The organism is Vibrio sp. 10N.247.311.12 (assembly GCF_041467515.1).
In the GTDB taxonomy this organism is placed as follows: domain Bacteria; phylum Pseudomonadota; class Gammaproteobacteria; order Enterobacterales; family Vibrionaceae; genus Vibrio; species Vibrio crassostreae_C.
In genome coordinates this window covers 41,972-60,429 of record NZ_JBFSUV010000033.1, presented here as the reverse complement: position 1 = coordinate 60,429, position 18,458 = coordinate 41,972, and the positions used below count along the sequence as shown (strand labels likewise).

16 protein-coding genes and 1 pseudogene are annotated in these 18,458 nt (G+C 45.4%); 2 read left to right on the top strand and 15 right to left on the bottom strand.

Features of this window, described 5'->3' with window-relative positions:
* The coding region (locus AB6E30_RS15175; protein WP_372104199.1) for a transposase at positions 1-212 on the top strand (212 nt) is incomplete at its 5' end.
* Positions 213-794: 582 nt separating this feature from the next.
* Entirely contained in the window at positions 795-1,970 is a 1,176-nt protein-coding gene (locus AB6E30_RS15170; RefSeq protein WP_017064690.1) for a threonine/serine exporter family protein, read from the top strand.
* Positions 1,971-2,282: 312 nt separating this feature from the next.
* On the opposite strand, the gene AB6E30_RS15165 is transcribed toward AB6E30_RS15170, so the two are convergent.
* The 15 genes and pseudogenes from AB6E30_RS15165 to AB6E30_RS15095 all read right to left on the bottom strand — a co-directional run bounded on the left by AB6E30_RS15165 (position 2,283) and on the right by AB6E30_RS15095 (position 18,349).
* On the bottom strand, positions 2,283-3,266 hold the full coding sequence (locus AB6E30_RS15165; protein ID WP_065584640.1) for a GTP-binding protein: 984 nt from the start codon (positions 3,264-3,266) through the stop codon (positions 2,283-2,285).
* A 92-nt stretch (positions 3,267-3,358) separates the two neighbouring features.
* Positions 3,359-5,035, bottom strand: coding sequence for an amidohydrolase family protein (locus AB6E30_RS15160; protein WP_102319826.1), 1,677 nt, complete (start codon positions 5,033-5,035; stop codon positions 3,359-3,361).
* Positions 5,036-5,144: 109 nt separating this feature from the next.
* Positions 5,145-5,726, bottom strand: a complete 582-nt coding sequence (locus tag AB6E30_RS15155; protein WP_372104197.1) for a hypothetical protein — start codon at positions 5,724-5,726, stop codon at positions 5,145-5,147.
* Positions 5,671-5,862 (bottom strand): carboxylesterase family protein, encoded by a 192-nt coding sequence (locus AB6E30_RS15150; protein ID WP_372104194.1) that lies wholly within the window; start codon positions 5,860-5,862, stop codon positions 5,671-5,673. Before AB6E30_RS15150 ends, AB6E30_RS15155 begins: the two co-directional genes overlap by 56 nt.
* Before the next feature lie 44 nt (positions 5,863-5,906).
* A complete protein-coding gene (locus AB6E30_RS15145) occupies positions 5,907-6,191 on the bottom strand; it encodes a hypothetical protein (RefSeq protein ID WP_017062010.1) in 285 nt (94 codons plus the stop codon).
* Positions 6,192-6,568: 377 nt separating this feature from the next.
* Positions 6,569-7,528 (bottom strand): annotated as a pseudogene (gene tnpC, locus AB6E30_RS15140) (IS66 family transposase); the annotation flags it as partial.
* Positions 7,429-8,169: a YegS/Rv2252/BmrU family lipid kinase gene (locus tag AB6E30_RS15135; protein WP_372104191.1), complete on the bottom strand. Its 741-nt coding sequence runs from the start codon at positions 8,167-8,169 to the stop codon at positions 7,429-7,431. The pseudogene tnpC and the gene AB6E30_RS15135, both read right to left, overlap by 100 nt.
* A gap of 19 nt (positions 8,170-8,188) precedes the next feature.
* Positions 8,189-9,094: a LysR family transcriptional regulator gene (locus tag AB6E30_RS15130; protein ID WP_372083682.1), complete on the bottom strand. Its 906-nt coding sequence runs from the start codon at positions 9,092-9,094 to the stop codon at positions 8,189-8,191.
* A gap of 78 nt (positions 9,095-9,172) precedes the next feature.
* Entirely contained in the window at positions 9,173-10,555 is a 1,383-nt protein-coding gene (locus AB6E30_RS15125) for a BatD family protein (protein WP_372104188.1), read from the bottom strand.
* A complete protein-coding gene (locus AB6E30_RS15120) occupies positions 10,552-12,264 on the bottom strand; it encodes a VWA domain-containing protein (RefSeq protein WP_372104185.1) in 1,713 nt (570 codons plus the stop codon). Before AB6E30_RS15120 ends, AB6E30_RS15125 begins: the two co-directional genes overlap by 4 nt.
* On the bottom strand, positions 12,257-13,336 hold the full coding sequence (locus tag AB6E30_RS15115; protein ID WP_372104183.1) for a VWA domain-containing protein: 1,080 nt from the start codon (positions 13,334-13,336) through the stop codon (positions 12,257-12,259). Before AB6E30_RS15115 ends, AB6E30_RS15120 begins: the two co-directional genes overlap by 8 nt.
* Complete coding sequence (locus AB6E30_RS15110; protein WP_017066901.1) at positions 13,329-13,871, bottom strand: DUF4381 domain-containing protein; 543 nt, start codon at positions 13,869-13,871, stop codon at positions 13,329-13,331. The genes AB6E30_RS15115 and AB6E30_RS15110 overlap by 8 nt, the downstream gene beginning before the upstream one ends.
* Entirely contained in the window at positions 13,872-14,834 is a 963-nt protein-coding gene (locus tag AB6E30_RS15105; RefSeq protein WP_372104180.1) for a DUF58 domain-containing protein, read from the bottom strand. It lies immediately after the preceding gene.
* Positions 14,835-14,846: 12 nt separating this feature from the next.
* Entirely contained in the window at positions 14,847-15,830 is a 984-nt protein-coding gene (locus tag AB6E30_RS15100; protein WP_017060007.1) for a MoxR family ATPase, read from the bottom strand.
* A 149-nt stretch (positions 15,831-15,979) separates the two neighbouring features.
* The gene (locus AB6E30_RS15095) at positions 15,980-18,349 is read right to left on the bottom strand and encodes a tetratricopeptide repeat protein (protein ID WP_372104177.1); all 2,370 of its coding nucleotides are present in this window, start codon (positions 18,347-18,349) and stop codon (positions 15,980-15,982) included.
* Positions 18,350-18,458 lie beyond the last annotated feature (109 nt).

The window sequence follows — 18,458 nt, the reverse complement described above, 5'->3', positions numbered from 1 at the left end:
CGGCAAGTTATCCGCTAAACACCTGCACCCTAGAAGGGATAAACAACAAGATAAAACTAATCAAGCGAATGGGGTATGGGTATCGAGATACCGACTACTTCTTGGAAAGCCGCGATGAACCACAAATAAGCGGCTCTTTTTTAGCCCAATTTTCTGCTCTTAAACCTTATCGACTGTATCCGCCCCATGAACCCACGGGACGATATTGTTAATACGTGAGCGCCGCAATCACACTGTTAGCGCTAAGGAACCTTTGAAACCGTCATCAAAGCTCACTCATAATAAGCTATTATTTACAGTAGATTTCGGTTAATTTTCCAAAGGCCATTATGAAAAACAAACTGAGTTTAGCAATTCAAGCATACTGCAACTGGATTGATTCAAACATTATTGAAATTGCTTATGTCGGTTCCATTCTAGTTGTGATTCTAACGCTCATCATCAATCTTATTTAGGCTTCCATTTCCTAAATATTAGTTTCCTTTACTCATTACCGAGCTTTTCTAAAAGCCTCAGAGTTAAATCAATCACCTCATGGATTTGGAGTTTTACGCCTTCAAATAGCTGCGTGAGCGGATCTATTTTTGAGGTTGCAGCTTCAACAATGACTGATTTACCTCAACGATAAACTGATAACCTCTCATTCAATGAATCCTATCTTTTTAACCATTGCCTTGTTCGTTTGTAGGGGCCCGTCCTCTATACACGACTATTGGTTACGCTTGAATGAGGATACTATTGAATTAGAATGCCCCTCAAACATATATCGCCTTGGTTATTGAGAAACAAACAGAATGAAACAAACAAATCACATCGAACAATGCCAGCAAGAAATTTTGAGCTTTTCGGACCGATTACATCAATCTGGTTGTGCGCCTTACTCGGTAGCTCAATACACTCAAGCTTATGCAAAACGCCAGAACATTGATGTCTCTATTGATGTGACCCCGACAAAAGTCATCACTATTTTTGAGCAACCCACGCAAAAAGTCGTGATGGAAAACAAAAAACCACCCTCGGTTAACTTACGTGATTTAGTCGCAACGCTTAAAGGGTTTTCGACTCATTCCCATTACGAAGGTTCAGAAACCTACTCGAATCGTACCTTGTGCTTTGCCAATTTATTGCTTCCGCCATGTTATTTAATGTTAGTTGGCAGTACTTATCTGGCGGTCGGTTTATCCATTATTCTGGGCGCTATAGCCTGGCTAGCACAAATTTTCCTGACTGGGCCAAGAAGCATTCTTGTCGAGTTCTTTGTCGCCTTAGTAGCCAGTTTTTTAACCGGTATGATAGCGGCACAGGTTCCCGGCTTACCAACATTGGCACTGTGCATTTCTTCCATTGTCCTTTTTATTCCTGGGTTAACCGTCACCAACGGCTTAGCCAGTCTTGCTCTCAATGACTTTCGGTCAGGTATCGAACTGCTTGCACAAAGCGCACTCATAGTAATGAAAATATTCATCGGCATTGTTATGGGGTTAGGCTTAGCCAACATAATCAATCAACCATTATCGGTACCGGTATTTATTGATGAAATCCCATTCGTTCTTCATGTCACCGCACTGATCGGGATTTCTGTCGCTATTGGCCTTATTTTCAACGCAAGTATGACAGAAATTCTCTTAGGCCTTCCTGTCGCGGCAATTGGCATGTGGGGGCCACATTGGTTTACTTCCGATTGGGTTGTAGGTACATGGGTAAGCACAATACTCATTACGCTTTACGGGTTGGGGATGGGAAAATTGCGTCACGTTCCACCACTCATATACATTATTCAAGGGATCATCATTCTTGTCCCCGGTAGTCGAATCATTGTCGGAGCAAGTGAGTCCTTCTTTGCGACCTCCATTTTACCCATTCCGAATATTGGTCTGTCCGCCTTGCTGATGTTTGGCGCGATTATGGCGGGACAAATCATGGTTTATTCTATATTTAGTCGTCATTTTGATTCCATCATTGAGGACTAACCATCGAGCTAACAATCGCTGATCAACACGCCCCAATAACCCACGATTGAGTCTTTATCTGCTTTTTGACGTTAAACGATTCTGAGAAGGTACTGATGAACAGAGTCTCGAAAATCGATAAGACTATTTTGTTTCAGATGGCGAGGGGAATGAGCAATATGGATTTGGAAAAACCGAATAGAATCGAAATTAGCCAATAATTCAATAAGATAAGGATGCTTAGGATGAGTCAATGCAAAGTAGGCAGAGGTAAGCTAGGTATAGGCAAGCGCTAGGTTGATAGGCTTGCCATCTACTCCATTTCCGTTCTAACTACGCCACCAGTGCGTTCAGTTTTTTACGCATACTCTCTTTATCAAGGCCACCTTTAGGTCCAATGAAGACTAACCGTGACGAACGAGATTCATCATCTTCCCATGCATCTCCAACCGTCACATTGGCTCGCTGACCCGTGCACTGAAATACACAGCGATGATCAGGACGATCGGTTAAATTTAAAATACCTTTCATGCGATAAGCATCAATTGAAAACTGTTGCAGTAGAGGATACAAACTTTGTAGATTAAGCGGTTGATCAGTTTCAAAGCTGAATGTTTCGAAATCATGGTTCACGTGATGACAGTGCTCATCATGACAATCATGGTGCTGGCATTCCTTTTGATCAGCCGCTATTTTGTTAGTGACAAAGCGCGTACTTTCAGGGGCATCAAATAAGATAGGTAAATCCACTTCGCCGAATGAAATATCAATCAATTTAGCAAACGGAGCTTGTACTCGGCACCATGCTTTGACTTGCTCTAGTTTATCAGCATCGACTAGGTCAACTTTATTAACCAGAACAATGTCAGCCACTTGAATTTGCTGCTTCGACAACGTCTCCATTGGGCCTTCTAGCCCTAAAATGTTTTCCGCATCGATCGTCGTCACGATTGCATTTAAAGGTGCGTGTGCTTGCAGTTCCGGATCTTCAAATTGAAGTGCCACTTCTTTGGGTTCTGCGATACCTGAAGTTTCAACAATAATATGGTCTGGGCGTTCCTCTAATGCGAGTAAACGCATTACCGAAACGACTAGTCCTTCTGCAAGGTTACAACAGATACAGCCATTCTCTAGGCTGATCATATTTTCACTTTCAGATTTAACTAACTCCGCATCAACATTGATTGATCCAAAATCATTGACGATCACAGCCATGCGCATTCCATTTGCATTGGTTAATATATGGTTTAGTAGGGTCGTTTTCCCTGCTCCTAAAAATCCGGCTAAAATTGTTACTGGAATAGGCTTCTTGCTCATAGCATGCTCTCTTTCGATTTTCGTTGTCTATATTTACTCGGTAAGCAATAAAAAAGGTTGAGCTAATGCCCAACCTTTTAAGTCAGGATAACTTAGCCAGTAACTTTGTTGCGAACCGCTTCACCTGGGTTTGAATCTAACAACATTTCACCAGCTTCAATGATAGGTGTCCCGTTTACAAGTACGTATTTCATGCCTGTAGAAAGGGCATTTGGTTTATCAAATGTTGCAACGGCTTTTACTTCATCAAGTTTGAAAATAGCTAAATCAGCATCTTTACCTACTTGAATACGACCTTTATTTGCCATTTGTGGCACAGCATCCTCAAGAATACGACATGCGTTTAAGCTAGTTCTTTCCATCGCTTCTACTAGTGTTACCGCTTTGTATTCCTCGACATATTTTTCAATAAAACGAGAGAAACAAGCAAGTGAGCGAGGGTGAGCTATTGCGTTGCTTGGAAGTGGCCATACATCACCTTCAATTAATACGCCTTTATCATCCATCCAAGGCATTGCATCTGAAGCGATAGCTGCACCTGGGAACAATACTGAACGGTCCATTTTAGCGCGATCTTCTTTGTTCTCATCGGGTTTTAAGAAGTGCATGACAACCACGGTACCGGGCGCTGATGCTTGTAGTTCAGTGACTTTTTCTTGGTTTAGTGCTTTACCATTCGCTTCCATGTAGCTAGCGCTTGGTACACCCCAACGTTGTAACCAATCGTCACCACGGAAAACTTCTGCGCCAATAACGGAAGAGCCAGCACCATAAGGATAAGCTTCAGTAGTAACGGCTAAACCTTGATCAATGGCGGATTGAACTAAATCGGCACAATCTTCGATATCTTGTACTGACGTGCTGTTGAGGTGACAAATGTGCATGTGTGCACCCGTTGTCGCCGACAGGCTAATGAGTTCTTGGTATGCTTCAAAGCTTGATTTTGGCTCTGCGCTGTTTAGGTAACGAACGTGAGTGTAAGTTGGTACTTCATAGCGTTTTGCTAGTTTAGCAAGATCATAGTACTCTTTGTGGCCATAACCTGGTGCGTAACCCGCGTTAATACCAATGCCTAAGCCCCCCTCTTTAAGACCTTGCTCAACCGAGCCCAGAATTTGTTTTAATTCATCTGGGGTTGCTAGGGTATTTTGCCAATTGTTTTTAGAAAAAGCTTTCTGGAACCAAACAATCGTACCATCAGGAGCAGGCATCGTAGGTTCTTTTGCTTGAATACGAGCGTAAGTCCATGCTACAGAAGCGCCGTAATTAATCGGGCGACCTTCAGCAGCAGTAATATCGTAGTACGTTCCGATTGGGAATAGACCAGATTCCATCTCAAGAGCGGTGGTTACGCCATCGAATGCTTGAGCACGGGCAGCAGGAAGTTGTTGTCCGTGAGCGTGCATATCGATAAAGCCAGGTGCAACCACGAGACCTTCAGCATCGATGATTGTTTTGCCTTGCAGCTTTTTGTCTGAGATTGCAGCAATACGCTTACCTTTAATACCGACGTGACGAATTGCGTCGAGTCCAGTTTCAGGATCAACAACACGGCCATTTTCGATAACGATATCAAATGGCCCTTTCTCGTTAGGCATCAGTTTGATGTTTTGGCCAACCAGTTTTTCAGGGGCTGCATGTAAAACAGAGGCAAAAGGCAGTGCCGCAGCCCCAACCGCTAACTTAGTCAAAGTCGAACGTTTATCTGTATCGACACCATCAAGTAATACTTGCGTAGCGTCCAATTCATTTGGGTCGTAATTTTTCATATTGATACCTGTTATGTTTGTTGTAAAAGAATATTAGTTCATGATTGCTATGAAAACTATGCTGCATGTAGAAAAATCAATCGATTGACTAACACCCACCTTTCCATCATTAGAATCCACTGCCAACCGTTATATAAAACGCGCTGTCAACGTCACTAAAAGCGAGGTCTACCCCCATGTGTAACCCATATCGGCAAGCTATCTGATAGCGAAATCCAGCACCATACGCATCGACACTTTCATCGTCTGACAGACTGCCCTCTACTGTCGCTTTATCCAGGCCATAAAACGCAGAAACGGTCCAACGATTATCAATCGCATTATCGTATTCCGCGACAACACCCAGCCCAGAGGTCACCGAGCTTTCGCCCATAAAATATTGAATAACGCCATTGATAGCGTTATTCACATCTTCATTACTGGTCTCAAACTCTACCGAGCTCTGGCCAATAATCTGTTTCACACCCAGCATCAATGGTGTGTTTGCCACTCGAAACTGGAGCTGCTGAAGCGCAGCGACTCCCGAGGTTTTTGTGCCGAATTGAATCGTTTTGTTGTACGACGCACCTATACTGAACTCTTTGAAAATATCGAGGTTCGCCTTTCCAGCGCCAACGCCACCCGTATATCGAATGTTATCTTTTAGCCACGACGGTATCACCGTTAATGTCGGTATCAGAACCTGCGCCATATTCAAAGTCCCCACCATGAATAAAGACATACACGGGTAATGACTCTGAACCATTGATCTCCGAAGGACGCCAAATATTAAGATTCAAGCAATCTTCAGATTGCTCTTGCTGGGTTATTTTAAGCTGTGGGCACACGGCGCCAAATTGTGTCGCATCTATAGCGCTATCAGCATTGTGTTCTAATTGACGGAGTGACTGTGCTGAAAACGTTGTTGATCGGCGTAAGTGATTCCTTTAAACGCTTCAATGGATACGCGTTGCTCGTCACCTGCTAAGGTATTGATCACAACAGACTCTCTATTTGCGAAAAGAGTCGCGTCCCCGATGGATACTGAAACCTGCTCTGTTGGTAATGTCTGAAGCGGTTCTGGCTTAATAGGACGTGAGCTGGTTTCATCACTACCCCACGCAGAAAGAGCAACAGTGATAGCGATAACCATGAGTGAGCGATGCGTTAAATTCATGGTTGTACCCATAAATGTGTTCGGCCATCTGACCTGATATTGGTATCATCAAACCTGAGAATCCCTATGCTCAGCCATGCTCATTTCTGGAGTATTTGAAGTATTTTTTCTTTATGGTGCGATATTAATTCACTCTTTAAATTTGAATAAATCGCTTATGCAGGACGTGATCCTACATATATTCACTACCGTGAGTGGATGTCGCTTTTTATTTATCACAAAGACTTCTTGTTGTACCTTCTTTGGCTGACTATCTAGGGTTGATAAAATTTCAACGGGTTCTTGAAATAGCTCTATAGGGGGTTGCTGTAACTCTCCTTCTGAAGCTTCAAACTCATCAAAGAACCCAAATATGTTATTAGAGTCCGATGGCATAGTTAGCACCAAACGTAAGTTTCGAGGCCAAAGCCAATATTGTTGAGGTCTGTTTTGACTTGACCCGAAGAGGTCCAAGGTAGAAGTGCGTCGATATCAGGCTCTGCTTTCGCGAGCTCTTTCATGCACTTGACCATGTAGTCTTAGAGGATAAGACCGTTGGCTTTTGCAGTCTCGACGATACTGTAAAGCATCGCGCTCGCCTCAGCACCGTTTGGTGTGTTGGAGAATAGCCAATTTTCCCTGCCAATAACCAGCGGTTTAATTGCGCGTTCAGCGCGATTATTATCGATAGATAAGTGACCATCGTCGATATAACGAATGAGTTTAGGCCATTACCCGAGCTTGTACTTTATTGCTTTGCCTAGTGGGCTAGAGCCTATCACCTTCTGGGTTGTCATCCATTGGTAAAGCTCATCCAGTATCGGCTTGGCATACGCTTAACGCTCTGCTTTGCGTTCTTCGGCAGGCGCACCTTTTAAGCGTGATTCTATCCCGCAGAGCTTTGGGGGGTTAGCCAGCGCTTTATCAGCCTTGCCCGATTTACCTTCCCCTTGAAGCTTCTTCGCGTCCATGAACTTGCGTTAAGCACCCCACATTAGTGACGTGATGCAGACCATGATAAGCCGTGTAGCCATCGGTTTGTAGATAACCGTTGTAGTCACCTAAAAAGTCCACGGGGCACACCCTCGCGCGACTGTTTTGATAGTCGTACAAGGCGATTTTTTCACATTCGGCAGTGCCGCTTCGGGCGAGTCAGCGCCTGAGCAGTAAAGCCACATATAACACTGCTTCTCTTCTTTGAGCACATTGAGCGGCGTTTCATCCGCCTGAACCACCACTTGTTGAAGTAGGTTCTCCTTCAAGGCCGCATACAGCGGGGCGAACTTCTCACTGACTTGGATAACCCACCTTGCCATGGTGGCGCGTGATAGCTCGATACCCGACTGGGTAAACAGCGATCATCAATCAATGCATTGGGTGCTAACTCTTGTCCTCCACCCGCTAAGCGACCATTACAAAAAGCACCCACAAGGATCTCGCCGGTAAAGCTGCCTTTGTCTATGGGCAACGTGCCACTGTAGGGCTTAAAGCCAAGTGCTTTCACCACACCTGTTAGTGTATACGCACCGCCACCGAGAAAATCTTTAAGCTCGACTGGCATTTCAGCTGTGACTTCAGCACCAAAACCCGCCGCAGCGACATTCATAAAATAGCGGTCATTCGCACGCACGCTATCCACCGCAAACGCCTTGCCTTCCACCGCTAGTTCAAAAGCACCCGAAATATCGTTAGATATTCCCGTTGCGGTAGCAAAATCATTCGCAGTGCCCATTGGGACAAGCGCCAGTTGTGGTCTTTCACTGGCACGGAACAGGTTGAGCGCGTTAACGGCTTCATTCACCGTTCCATCGCCACCGACAACAATCAGACGCTTAACACCGTCGCATATTGCCTCGCTTACCAAACGAAACATGTCCGACGATTCCCAAGTCACTCTAACTTGCAGGTCAATATCATTGTCCCTCGCCGCAAAGATGGCTTGCCTTAATTCCGGGATATTGGCTTTCTTTCCGTTTAAAATCACGCGAATGCTGTCCATGGCTATGTCCTTGTATAGGCTAACTTGATAACTCTTTTGCTGCCGCTTTGATCTTAGCTCGTAACCACTTATGGCTTGGTTCATTAGTACGGCTTGGATGCCAAATCATACACATATCGAGGTCTTCCAACTCGAAGGGTAATGGTAGTGTTTTTACCGCGTACTTTTCAGCAAAACAACGCACTGATGAAATAGGCATTACTCCGATGTACTCAGAGCCTTCGATAACAGGAAGCATCTCTACAACGCCCGCTGCGCGATACACGATTCTACGTTTCTCAAGGTCACTATAGTGCTCAGAGCTTAATAAGCTTTTGCGCGCATGCCACCTAGAGACCACCACATGCTCGAGTGCTAAGAACTGTTCCATATCGATGGTATCGCCAACCGTAGGATGATCACTACTACACACCACGACCAGCTCTTCTGTAGAAATCACCTCGTACTTAAGCATGGTTCTTCCTTTAGGCGTCATATCAACAATCACGTCGTGTCTTTGCAGCCTTAAATCAGACTCATAGTCTTCGGTAAACAGAGGATGAACCTCTAACGCGATACCTGGTGCGACTTGGCTGATTAACCGCATGACTTTTGGCATCATTTCGTAGCTCGCCGCCGAGACGCAGGCAATGGAAAACACGCGGCCTGAGGTTTTAGGATCGAAGTCTCTTGATGCGGATAAGGTAGAAGTAAAGTTTTTAAGTGCAGCGGCCATTGCAGGATAGATATCAATAGCGAATGTGGTTGGCTCTACGCCTGATGTGGTGCGATGAAACAGTGGCTCATCATAGATATCTCTCAACCTTGCAAGTGCTTTACTCACTGCTGGTTGGCTTATATCCATGCGATTAGCAGCTCTAGATAAGTTCTGCTCTTCATAAATAGCGACAAATATAGGAATTAGATTTAGTTCGGTACTTTTCATACAGTTCCATATTAAAGAAACAGGTTCTCCATAGTAGAGAACCTGTCGATTATGTTCGATGCGAATGACTAAAGTTTGCTACTTAGTTCTATCTTTTAAGTCTGGCAAGGCTTTAGGGATTTTCAAGCGAGCAGCAATTGAACGAGAATTGCTTGAGTTTGATGTGTCACTGGGCAAGTTACGTAACCCTTTCCATAAACGAGTGAATACGTTTTTATCTTCACATCCTTGTTGAAGGGCTTCGCTATCTTCTAGCCAACGCTTTTGTCCATTTGATTTACCATGTTGCGCTTTATCCAGTTGCACTTTATTCAGTTCTAACTGAGAGGTTTGGTTTCGCAATTGACGGTAGATAAAGGTTCTTAATGCAGCCCAATTACCTTGCTTAACTAAACGACGTAGTACCAGCCAACTCGGTGTTGGGCGGTTTGCGTAGTAACGCTTAACCGAAACAATCAACGCAATGCAGACTAACAACACCAAACCAACACTAATAAACACCGACATGTAGGCCTTGATGAAAGATTGGACTGTGTGTTTGGCTTCAAACACTTCGCCTTTTATCACCACGTTTTCAAGGCGTTGATTCCTGCTGTCCCACCACTGAAATGAAAACTCTGGCAACGTAAATTCACCGCCCTGCTGAATAACATAAACCGTCTCCTCAATTCGACTGGAACGGTAGTTACCACGATCTTGAGTATCATCTAAACGATTAGGTTGCGGGTAAGCTTGGTACTGCTGGGTCGATTCATTGTTCAACACATCCGGCAGTAATACAGACAAACTGTCTTTGGCCTTGATGGTTACCGTTCGAGTAATGGCATCGCCTACTTTTAAGTTTTCACTCGAGCGTTGCCATTGTTGCTCTGTATCTACTTCTGTTGCAGAAAACCAAGGCGATTCATTATCAAGTAAACCTGAAGGCAACGAAGCTTCAAACTTAATTGGCTGCGTGTAAAGCGTGCCGCCAACGTTAGAACCATCAGGAGCAGAAACTTGAACGCGAACCGGCACGGTTGGAATAACAAACTCGCCAGAAGTCATCGGATAGAGCATCACTTCCCATCGTTGACGCGACCATGTAGTGCCATTGACCCGTTCCGTGTAATTAGTCGCGAGTTGGTTACGTTGCTTAGCGATCACGTTAGGGATTTCGATACTGCCGATTCGAGTCCCTCCTGTTAACCAGCGCGGCGTCGCCACCTCAATATTTAGAATTACCTGCTCATTAACGCTCACTTTAGTCGGCGTTATCTTATCGCCTGACTTTGGCTTTTCCCCTACCCAAGCGATAAGCTCAACGTCACCACTTTTTTGGAGATCGAAGATATCGGCAGCAGAAGCAACAGAAGGAGAAAACCAACTCAATATAAGAGTCATCGACAGTAACCACTTATGGGTTCTGAATCGCACTCTCTTTGATTGAATGGCTTCAAGAGCTAAATGATATCGACTCATTGGGTTTGCTCCTGTTTTGACGCTTGTTCGATGGAAGGTGCAGGGTCTCTTAATTGAATTTGGAACTTGGACTTTAAGAAGAACTTAGGGTCCGCTTCGACTCGTTTTAACCACTTATCGGCAAGCTCTTGGCTACCCAAAATTTCATTGGCATTAAGTGTTTCCTTCAACATAACTTCGGCTACCGTTTGTTCTTCTGCGCCGTCCCCCGTGCGTGGCTGGTCATCAGCTAATTCTATGGACTCCTCAAGCCCATCAGATACCGAAGAAGATGCTTGGCTTTCACTGGTGCGATTAACCTCTTCAACAATGCCGCTTAGAACCGCCAAATTGTTTTCTATATCGGCTTTCAGTTCTGGTGACAGATCGGGCTTTTCACTCAGTGATTTGAGTAGATCGCGAGCAGCAAGGTACTCTCGCTGTCGAGCTAAAGCACTGGCTGCGCTATACAAACCATAATCGGTCTTGGTTTGCAAAAAGGCACTGTGAGCTAACTTAAAATCACGAGCATAGTAATAAGCTGCGCCCTTTCTCATGGGATCCTTAAAGTGCTTTGCCGCTTCAAGGTATTCTTTCTGATTCAACAGGCGTTGACCTTGCTGGTCGGGCGTTAACCATAAGTCCCACCACCATTGAGCTGTTTTGTCCCAAGCCGTAACCGACTCCACCACAACTGGTTTCTCAGCGGTTAAGTTGACTGTTTTCGCCAAAGTGTCTGGTGAATACATGCTGCTTGTGATCATAAAACCAACGACACACCACTGCACCAGCCACCCTTTTCTGAACCACAACAACATGATGATCGCCATTGGAATGAGCAAACCATAGCCCATGTCTTTCCAAGGCATTGAAGATTCGCCGTTGAGCTGCATGTTTCTTTCAACCGCTCTGTTCAGTTGTTGGATATCCGAATCATCAACGGTCACCTCAATCACTCGTCCACCCGTCTTACTCGCTAAGTTACGCAGTGAATCTAGGTCGACTGGGTTATCGCTCACCACATTACTGTTTCCTGCGGCTAGAATGAGCAACTGATACGGATTGTCGTTAAAGAAACTCTCGTACGCCCTAATGGTGCTTGGGTTTACACCATCTGATACCAACAGTACAGAAGAGCCTAACTCACCAGACAGTTGCTGATTAATCAATGGCAGTGCTTCTTCTGCTGACTTACCTGATACCGGCATGATATCGGGTGTGATAGCCGCTAGAAACGGTTCGAATACCTTGCTGTCTTGAGTGACGGGCATCGCGACGTGTGCGCTGCCTGCGTAAACCACTAAGCCCGTATTACCGCCTTTCCGAGCCGCTAATAAGTCTCTAATCTTCTGCTTAGATCGTTCCAAGCGACTCGGTGGTAAGTCTTTAGCGAGCATAGATTCACTGTTATCAAGCACAACCAACATCGACGCTTTGTCTTCACCAAAAGGCGAAGCCTCACGCTGCCATGTTGGGCCAGAACAGATAATGATGGCGATAGTTACAATCACCACCAATAGCTTCAATGGCAGCTGCTTACGCCAGCCTGTTTCGCCAATCGTCAATGCATCACGTAAGTGTGCAGGTAGAATGTCTTTCCACGTTGGTTTGGTCTCTTCTCTCCAACGAACCCATAGCAGGAAGAACATCGGAATAAAGGCCAACAACCACAAAGGTCGGATAAAATGAAACTGGGTAAAGAACTGTTGCAGAGTGAGAGAATCAGGCATCATCCTCTCCTTTCAATTTTTTAGTTTTAGAAGCCAAAAGCGACCTTCTACGTAAAGTCGCCAGACTAAAGGCAGTCAGATACATCACAACAACAATCGCCATTAAGTAATGGTGCAGCCCCTGTTTAGGACGATAAGTGGTACTTTCATATAACTGTGGTTCTAGTTCACCGATTTGAGCGTAGGCTTTGGTCAGTTCGTCGCGGTTAAGCGCCTCAAAGGCTTCGCCACCAGACTCTTGAGCCACTCGCTTGATGGTTTCCATATCCAGAGCCACTTCACCAACGGTTTGCGGATCGCCCATCGCAATAACGTGAATTCGAACGCCCTTAGCCTTAGCAACTTTTGCGGCATCGATAGGCTCAACAAAGCTTCCGGTGTCATTGCCATCAGTTAGCACAATCACAACTTTCTCTTTCACGTTCGCATCAATACTTGAATCTTGAACCGCAGCACTTTGCTTTTCGCTTTGTTCAAACACCTTAATCGCCAAGCCAATTGCATCACCTAAGTGCGTGCTTTGTCCTGCCATCGCCACATCGGTTTGATTAAGCAGTTCAAGCCACACATCTTGGTCAGCTGTAAACGGTGTTTGTACAAACGCTGCATCACCAAAAAGAATCAAACCGAGTCGGTCCCCTTTTCGGGTAGTCGCAAAATCAGCCAACACTTCTTTGGTCGCGTCCAAACGAGATATTTTATCGCCCCGCTTAGAGGTAAAGTCTTGTTCTGCCATTGAGCCAGATAAATCGACCACTACCATCACATCACGACCTAATTGTTCGCGAACTTGCGGCTCACCAAGAATGGTTGGTTTAGCGAGCGCACACACCACTAATGCCCAAGTAATAATCAACGTGGTTCGTTGCCACCAGCTTGGTGTTAGCTGGCTTGCCCCTTCAGACGGCGCTTCACCAATCGCTTCAACCAATTCACTGAAAAATGGCACCTTGATGGCCATTTGCTTGGTTCGATAAGCTGGCACAGCGAAGTAGACCAACAAAGGCAGAGGTAACGCAATAAACCACAGCGGATGCGCAAATTCAAAGCTGGAAGATAAAACATCAAACATTGTCTTGCCCCTCAACCGTTACCTGTACATTCGGCTTGTGAAGTTTTAGCCACATCATCGCGGTTTGAATTACCTCTAAACGCTGTTCAAAGCTCAAACGCACATTAGGGTCAATTAGGCTTTGCATCCATAATTCCGAAACTTCATCGGCAAAGAACGCATTGCTGTTTTCACTCGTGTTGGCGCTAACAGGCAGATAAGCGTTCAAACGGTTCACATAAGCTTGGCCAAACAACTTGGCATTACTGCTGTCTAGGTAACGAAGCACCACTTTGAGGACTTTAAAGGTTCGTTCGGTTGAGTTCTTGTCTCTTGCATCCAGTACCATGAGTTCTTGAAGCGCTTCTTTGCGATAACGGTTATTCCACCACCTTAACGCCAAGCGATAAGCCAGATAGATAGCGACCAATAACAGAATAACGCCAAGGATCTTCCAGCCGATCGTTTGAGGAGCCCAGCTCACACTGTCAGGAATGGCGACATCATGTAGGTCGCGAAGGATATAAGTACTTGGAGGCGTATGTTCAACAGCCATTTAGCGCCCTCCCACTAGTTTCTGCAGCTGTGATATGTGATTGCCCGACGTGTCTAATTCTATATAAGGGAGGTTTTTCATCGCCATCAATTTAGCAAGGGACAGTTTCTGAAGTGCCGCTTTTTGGGCAAGGCTTTTACTTGCGAGGTTAACCTTAGATTGGCTATCCAGATTAAGTTGAAAGCGACCATCACCCACCACCCAGTTTGCGCTTGCCAGATCTTGAGGCAATGATTGTTCTAATGGATCGGTGACCATAATGGCTAAGATGTCGTTGTGTTGTTGCAGTTGCTTTAGTCGGTCAAGATGTTGCTCTTGGCAATCTCGCCAATCACTAATAAAGATTAAGGTCGATTGCTTTAATCTCATTCGTTTTATCAGTTCAATCCACTGGCTAAATCCAACACCTTCGCTATCGCTCACACTGACACCTAAGCTTTGATTAGCCTTGGTAAGATGTTTTAGCTGAGCCAACAAATCAGATTGAGAACGTTGAGCTTTGGTATGAAACAGTTTTTGGTGCGAGGCCAAAACGAAGCCGACACGATCACCATCTTTCAGCACTCGACATCCACACAATGCCGCCACTTCGGCAGCCACAACAGATTTCATGGTGTTTTGAGACGCAAAGAACATCGAACTGCGCTGATCGACACAGATCATCACATTACGGTCTTTCTCTTCGGTATAGCTACGAACATGAGGCTTACCCGTTCGCATCGTAACTTTCCAATCGAGATTACGGATATCATCACCCAATTGGTAATGACGTAATTCTTCGAAGTTCAAACCACGACCACGGAACAAAGAGTTATGTCTGCCCGAAAGTACGCTGCCCGCTTTTAAATGAGGTAACAGTGAAAACGACTCAGCTTGAGCCTGAATTCGCACTAACCTTGAATAATCACAATACAGTCGTGGATCAAGGCCTTGCGATTTGGGAGCTTGTGTTGGCTTCGCCATGACGCCCCCTAATTATCCGATCTCAACATTATCAAGCAGTTCTTCAACCACTCTTTGATGGTCAACGCCATCGGCCAATGCATCATAAGAAAGTGAGAATCTGTGGCCTAATACGGTAGGTAGCATCGCTCGCACATCATCTAACGTGACATGGTCACGCCCTTGTAACCACGCATAAGCGCGTGCACATTTATCCAACGCAATGGAAGCACGCGGGCTTGAGCCAATCTCAATCCATTTAGACAAGTTTGATTCTGGGTAACGCTCTGGCTTACGAGTTGCCATGACCAAGGCCACAATGTAGTTCTCAACTAAATCGGAAACGGCAATGTCTGGAAGTTGTCGGCGTGCCTCAAGTACCAACTCAGGTTCAATATGTTGTGGAGTGACTAATTCTGAACTGGTTTCGCTACCCAACTCCTCACTGCGCACCAGTCGAATGATGTCACGTTCCGCTTCGTCTTCTGGGTAGTCGACCGTCACTTTCATAATGAAACGGTCCATTTGCGCCTCAGGTAGCGGATAAGTACCTTCTTGTTCAACTGGGTTTTGAGTGGCCAATACCATGAACAAGTCAGGAAGGATGTGAGTTTGGCCGCCCACGGTTATCGTGCCTTCCGCCATAGCTTCAAGCAGAGCCGCTTGTACCTTTGCAGGCGCACGGTTCACTTCATCGGCTAAAACAATGCTGTTGAAAATAGGACCCGGTTGGAAATGCAGTTGCGGCTTGCCATCAAGCTCTTGATACACCTCCGTACCCGTCACATCTGACGGCAGCAGGTCAGGAGTAAACTGAATTCGACCAAAACTGGTGTTCAGTAGATTCGCCAGCGATTTTACTGAGCGAGTTTTCGCAGTACCGGGAAGCCCCTCAAGAAGCACATGTCCATTAGTCAATAACCCTATCACCAGAGCCCGAACGACGTGGCTCTGACCGATAACACTTTTCTCTGTTTGTTCAATCAGTTGGTTTATTGCTTGTTGCGCATGGTTCATAGGTCTTCCCTTAATTCAATCTGGCTGCGTACATCCTACTCACAAGCCCCATAACTATTAGTTATACACATGATAAACAGTTATAAACGCGATAATTGGTTACAAGCGGAATAAGCAGCAAGCTCGATAGCCAAGCTCACCTCATCGCTTTATTTAAACCTAGCTTTCAATTGGTTAATGGCTTCCGGCGGTGCCACTTTGCTCAATGATGAAATACATTGCTCAAACGCCTTTGGTACGCCCGGTATATGACTGTTTCGCGCCAACACTTCACACTGGGCATACAGGTGCTGTGGGTTGCGGCTAAATTGGTAAGCCTTATGCAGTGATTGACTTGCCGCAAGCACATCCGATTTTTCCAAAGCCAATCCGTACACATACCAATATTGAGGGTCGGTTTGCGCAGTTTCAGCGGCTTGTTTAAGGTAGTCCGTTGCTTGTTCGTAATCTTTCACACGAAGCAGAGACAATCCTGTGCTGTATGGCAAAACACTCGATTTAGGCTGAGCTTCAATACCTTGCTTCAAGGTCGACAACGCTTTTGCCTCGTTACCTTGCGCTCGATACAAATCCGCTAAATTGGCGTAGCTGTTTTCGAAATAAGGCTCAATCTCGATAGCGCCTAGATAAAACTCAATCGCTTTGTCGTGCTGGCCTAAATCTCGGTAAACGTTGCCTAGGTTAGTACGTCCAAATCCTCTGTCGGCATTAAATTGCTGTATTTCAATGTACTCTTCTAATGCAGGCTTGATTTGGTCTTTCTGCAGAGGGTTCATTTCTCCCCAATAACGCACTAATGCGCCTGCGGTTTCTGAACGAATCGACAATACAGGGTCTTTCAGTAGCGGCTCTAGAATTTGCCAACGGTCAGTGAATGGGAAACCAGACGAGCCTTGTACAACACCCAAACGGATCATTTCATCATCATGTTTCACCGCTCTTGCCAGCGAAATAAGCGTATTCTTACCCGTATTACCGCCCAAACGTTCTAAGCTCGATGCACGAATGATATTGCTTAAGCTAGAGTCCTGAGCCGAGTATGCCAACGCATCCTCTGCACCTCTGTGCCCTATCGAGTCAGCATAAAAGGCAACGGCAAAGTGCTGCTGATTACGATACTTAGAATCTGGGAACCACTCACCGATTTGCTTATCTGCCCACTGGTCGGTTTGATCTGCATGACAGCTAGTGCACACGTTCGGCGTTTTAATGTGTTGGCTAATATCAGGACGTGGGATATGCCAACTGTGGTCACGCCTTGGGTCGACCTCCATGTAAGTCGTCTCTGGCATGTGACAAGTCGTGCATTGTGAAGCTTCAGTATTCGCTTCGTGGAATGTGTGCTTTTCAGGCGTGTATTCTGATGCAATATGACATTGGCTACACACGGCTTCTTCCGCAATTTTTAGTTCAGCGGTATGAGGATCGTGGCAGTTAGTACATGTGACGCCTTTTTCAGCCATCACGGATTGAAGGAAAGATCCGTAAACGTAATCTTCATCGTAGATTTGACCATCGTTGTGGTAAAGCTCTGGGGTAATCAAGCTCAAGCGATACTTATCAAAGAAAGACCCGTTAACGTGATCACCCGTTTCATTTAACTGAGTACGACGGCTGTGGCATTGAGCACAGGTTTGAACTTGATTGGTATGGATGATGTCTTTTGGTTGCAGGGTTGAATTACCCTCTTGATAGATCCACTCTTTGACCGACTTCGACAAGTCGCGGTCAAAACCATAATGCGCCGAGACTGGAGCATCCTTTCCACCGTTAGCTTTGGCTTTCTGTTTATTTGCTAACAAGGCCTGTTCAACGTGCACGCTTGCAGGGCCATGACACGCTTCACAACCGACATTGATCTCCGACCAAGTAGTATTATAAGTGTTGCTCGCGCTGTCGTAGTTTTTCTCTAGGTTCGTTGAATGGCAATCAGCACACATGAAGTTCCAGTTTTGACCGCTATTGGTCCAGTAGAATTCATCGGTGTTGGTGGTATCAGGATAGAGGTGAAACCAGCGTTGACCGCCTTCGCCCTCAGTGCGAGAATCCCAAGCGAAAGGAATCAACTGTACACGGCCGTCTTCAAATTCAACCATGTATTGTTGTAGTGGTTCAAAGGCAAAGGTATAGCTGATTTTGTAATCTTTAAAGTGGCCGTCTTGCCCTTCAATATTGACCCAGAACTCTTCGCCCTTGCGGAAAAATCGGTTGGGTTTACCGTCATGAGTGAATGTTTGATCGTTGAAATCGCCTAATACAGATTCGTCTGTAGCGTGCTTCATCGCCATATCATGATGAGAGCCCTCCCACGCTGCGACTTCTTCACTATGACAATCAACACATGCTTCCGAACCGACATAGCTGGCCTTTGAAATATCAGAGTTGATATTAGGGTCTTGCTCGTTGGCATAGGCGTTCAGACTGAACAGCGACAACATCAGTGAAGACAAGATTGCGGATAATACTGCGACTCGCTGGTGTTTCAATCCGTTTACCAGTGAGCACAACCATGCAGACATAACATTCCTTGTTTTTATACATCCTTATGCTTAATAAGGTAGACGTAAAAACAACGAATTTACAATTATTTAGTGGCAATGAGCTCGATAGTTGTGACTCATATTCACG

Excerpts from the sequence above, each read along its gene's own strand:
- AB6E30_RS15155 (WP_372104197.1), bottom strand. The coding sequence starts at position 5,726 with ATGGCGCAGGTTCTGATACCGACATTAACGGTGATACCGTCGTGGCTA.
- AB6E30_RS15125 (WP_372104188.1), bottom strand. The coding sequence starts at position 10,555 with ATGAGTCGATATCATTTAGCTCTTGAAGCCATTCAATCAAAGAGAGTG.
- AB6E30_RS15160 (WP_102319826.1), bottom strand. The coding sequence starts at position 5,035 with ATGAAAAATTACGACCCAAATGAATTGGACGCTACGCAAGTATTACTT.
- AB6E30_RS15110 (WP_017066901.1), bottom strand. The coding sequence starts at position 13,871 with ATGGCTGTTGAACATACGCCTCCAAGTACTTATATCCTTCGCGACCTA.
- AB6E30_RS15165 (WP_065584640.1), bottom strand. The coding sequence starts at position 3,266 with ATGAGCAAGAAGCCTATTCCAGTAACAATTTTAGCCGGATTTTTAGGA.
- AB6E30_RS15115 (WP_372104183.1), bottom strand. The coding sequence starts at position 13,336 with ATGTTTGATGTTTTATCTTCCAGCTTTGAATTTGCGCATCCGCTGTGG.
- AB6E30_RS15100 (WP_017060007.1), bottom strand. The coding sequence starts at position 15,830 with ATGAACCATGCGCAACAAGCAATAAACCAACTGATTGAACAAACAGAG.
- AB6E30_RS15105 (WP_372104180.1), bottom strand. The coding sequence starts at position 14,834 with ATGGCGAAGCCAACACAAGCTCCCAAATCGCAAGGCCTTGATCCACGA.
- AB6E30_RS15135 (WP_372104191.1), bottom strand. The coding sequence starts at position 8,169 with ATGGACAGCATTCGCGTGATTTTAAACGGAAAGAAAGCCAATATCCCG.
- AB6E30_RS15120 (WP_372104185.1), bottom strand. The coding sequence starts at position 12,264 with ATGCCTGATTCTCTCACTCTGCAACAGTTCTTTACCCAGTTTCATTTT.
- AB6E30_RS15170 (WP_017064690.1), top strand. The coding sequence starts at position 795 with ATGAAACAAACAAATCACATCGAACAATGCCAGCAAGAAATTTTGAGC.
- AB6E30_RS15145 (WP_017062010.1), bottom strand. The coding sequence starts at position 6,191 with ATGAATTTAACGCATCGCTCACTCATGGTTATCGCTATCACTGTTGCT.
- AB6E30_RS15095 (WP_372104177.1), bottom strand. The coding sequence starts at position 18,349 with ATGTCTGCATGGTTGTGCTCACTGGTAAACGGATTGAAACACCAGCGA.
- AB6E30_RS15130 (WP_372083682.1), bottom strand. The coding sequence starts at position 9,094 with ATGAAAAGTACCGAACTAAATCTAATTCCTATATTTGTCGCTATTTAT.